A 2,862-nucleotide genomic window follows, 5' to 3' on the forward strand; every position below is an offset into this window, starting at 1 on the left:
CGCCCCCCTGGCTTCCGCCGTTCCTAAGCCCTGGCAGGCTGCGACGATCGCCTGCCAGGGCTGAGGCTCGGCGGAGGCCAGTGGGGAGGTCTGCGCGTCGAGTTCGTCCAGCAGGCCGACCGCGAGGGCGCGGAGCTCCGGCGCCGCCGGGGCCGGGGAGGCGCCGGCGCGGTCCGGGGCCGGACTGCCGCCCGCCGCCAGCCAGGCGCGCCGGGCGGGTTCCGGGTTCCGGCCGTCCTCGGCCGCCTGGCGCAGCTCGTGCCCGACGAGGTCCTCGGGCTGGGCCCACGTGAGCCGGACGGAGTCCGGGTTGCAGGCCGCGGGCCCCGTCACCGCGGGGCCGAGATCGCGGTGAAGGCCGACTCGTGGGTACGGCGGCGGGCCCGGTCGAGGGCGAAGACCTCCCGGGCCACGGCGGCCATCGCCAGCGCCGGGGCGTGCAGGTCGAGGCGGCTGGCCTCGGCGACTTGCTTGGCCCAGACGGCCGGGACCACGGCCTCGCCGCCCAGGGCCCCGGCGATCGCCCCCGCCATGGTGGCGATGGAGTCGCAGTCCCGGCCGTAGTTGACCGCGCCGAGCACCGCGGCCTCGTACGCGCCGTCCGCGACCAGCAGCATCCCCAGGGCGACCGGGAGTTCCTCGATGGAGTGCAGCCGGGAGGGGCGGCGGGCGTCGAGCGAGGGGGCGCGGTAGTCCGGGCCGACCGAGTCGTAGGGGGCCACCGCCGCCCGCAGCGGCACCAGCGCCGACTCGAAGTCCCGGTGGGCGGCGGCCACTTCGCGTACGGCGGAGATCGCCGCGCGCGTGCCGTCCTTGGCCAGGGACAGGGCCGTGTCCACCACCGAGGCGGCCGTTGCCCCGGGCACGCACGCCGCAGCCACCGCCGCCGCGAACACGCCCGCCGCCTCCCGCCCGTAGGAGGACTGGTGCGCGCCGGCGATGTCGAGCGCCTCGGCGTACGCGCCCGCCGGGTTGCCCGCGTTGGCGAGGCCCACCGGCGCCATGTACATCGCGGCCCCGCAGTTGACGATGTTTCCGCTGCCGGCCTCGCGGGGGTCGACGTGCGCGTAGTGCAGCCGGGTCACGATCCACTTCTCGGCGAGGAAGACCCGCTGCAACGGCAGGGCCTCGGCCTCCAGTTCGGGGATCCAGCGGGGGTTGTTCATCAGGTCGGGGACCAGGTGCTCGGCGATCGCGTGGGAGTCGAGGTGGTCCCGTACGGCCTCGTAGACGCGGACCAGCGCGTGCGTCATCAGGGTGTCGTCCGTGACGTGTCCGTCGCCCTTGTGGTACGGGGCGATGGGGCGGGCGGTGCGCCAGTTCTCGTGCCACGGGCCGACGACGCCGTGCACGCGGCCGCCGTGCCGTTCCACGATCTGGTCCGGGGTCCAGCCCTCCACCGGGCCGCCGAGCGCGTCGCCGACGGCGGCTCCGACGAGAGCGCCGCAGGCCCGGTCCTCCAACGTGAGCGTCATGTCCGAATCATCCCTTGCGGTTTGGGTGAGGTGAGTTCCGTACGCGCGAGGAGCGCGGCGAGTTCCACGAGGTCGGTGCCGGCGAGGCGGGGGAGGGCGCAGCCGGACAGGGTGCGGCAGGCCTCGCGCCAGGCGGCGGGGATCGCATCGCCGCCGCCGAGCACGCCGGTGAGTGCGCCGGCGAGGGCGGGGGCGGAGTCCGCGACGCGGGACAGGCAGGCGGCCGCCGGGACGGCCTCGGTCACCCTGCCGCGGGCGGCGGTCGAGAGGGCGAGGGCGACGGGGACGGTCTCGGCGGCGGCGATCCCGTAGCTGTAGACGTGGTCCACGATCTCGTGTTCGAGGATGGGGACGATGGCGAAGGCGCCGCCGCCGTCCGTGCGGGTACGGGCGAGGTCCACGGCGTGGCGGGCGTTGCGGCCGATCTCGGTGGCCTCGGGGAGCTGGGCGAGGGCGGCCTCCACGGCGGCGTCGACGTCCGCGGTGGCGAGGGCGGTGGCGATGGCCGCGGCCATGGCGCGGGCGCCGTGGACGCCGTCGCCGTCCTGGGTGTAGCGGGCGTCGAACTCGGCGAGGTCGGCGGCGGCCCCGGCGTCGCCAGGGTGGACGACGGCGAGCACGCAGGCGCGGATGCAGGCGGCGTCGTCGAAGTAGTGCGGGTTGTCGTGGCCGGTGGCGGGCGGGCGCAGGCCGGTGGCGAGGTTGCCGAGGCCGGCGCGGACGGAGATCCGGGCGCGGAGGGGGAGGACGGCGGACTCGACCTCGGGCGCGCGTTCCGCCGCCGCGGCAACTTCGGAGGCCAGGGCGTTCCACGCGAGGTCGATGGCGGCCCGCATGCGGCGGGACCGGGAGAGGTCGCTGAGCAGGACGCCGGCGGCGGTGAGCACGGACTCGGCGACGAACGCGGCCCACTCGGCGTCGTCGGAAGGGCCGAGGCGCAGGGGCTCGGGGGGCTGGTTGAGGGCGATGGGTACGGGGAGGGTGGTGGTGGCGTTCTGCTCGGCGAAGGTGTCGAGCTCGCGGGTGAGGCGGCGGGTCCACTCGGGCATCCGGCTGGCGCGGTGGCGGGCGGCGGGCCACCCGGCCGCGTCGCCTGCAGCGAGCCCGAGGAGGAGGCCCTCGATCCGCCGGGCCCCGGCGGGGAGCCCGGCAGGTGCGGAGGCCGCCGGCGCGGCGGGCCGCTCGACGACCCGGACGCCGGCGATACGGAGCCCCGGGCCGGCGCCGAGCACCCCGAAGGCCACCTCCCCGGCCCACCCCCGGGCCCCCCCGGCTGCCCCTAAAACACATCTGACGCTGCCAACGACTTAAAAGGGGTAGAACCGTGGGGTCCCGATAATCTAAAAACAAAAAAAGAGACGCAAAAGAGAGAAGAATAAAAAAGGTA

General features: G+C 75.7%; 2 protein-coding genes and 1 pseudogene. All 3 read right to left on the reverse strand.

Annotated elements, in window-relative coordinates:
• A pseudogene (locus PV721_RS42560) lies at positions 1 to 333 on the reverse strand (ADP-ribosylglycohydrolase family protein); the annotation flags it as partial.
• Positions 330 to 1,475 carry an ADP-ribosylglycohydrolase family protein gene (locus PV721_RS42565; protein ID WP_319734144.1) on the reverse strand — a complete coding sequence of 382 codons (1,146 nt, stop codon included), beginning with the start codon at positions 1,473 to 1,475 and terminating at the stop codon, positions 330 to 332. The pseudogene PV721_RS42560 and the gene PV721_RS42565, both read right to left, overlap by 4 nt.
• Positions 1,472 to 2,707 (reverse strand): ADP-ribosylglycohydrolase family protein, encoded by a 1,236-nt coding sequence (locus PV721_RS42570; protein WP_416371294.1) that lies wholly within the window; start codon positions 2,705 to 2,707, stop codon positions 1,472 to 1,474. Before PV721_RS42570 ends, PV721_RS42565 begins: the two co-directional genes overlap by 4 nt.
• Positions 2,708 to 2,862 lie beyond the last annotated feature (155 nt).

Source organism: Streptomyces sp. MB09-01 (assembly GCF_033794505.1).
GTDB lineage: Bacteria > Actinomycetota > Actinomycetes > Streptomycetales > Streptomycetaceae > Streptomyces.

Coding starts and splice junctions, on each gene's coding strand:
- PV721_RS42565 (WP_319734144.1), bottom strand. CDS start 1,475: ATGACGCTCACGTTGGAGGACCGGGCCTGCGGCGCTCTCGTCGGAGCC.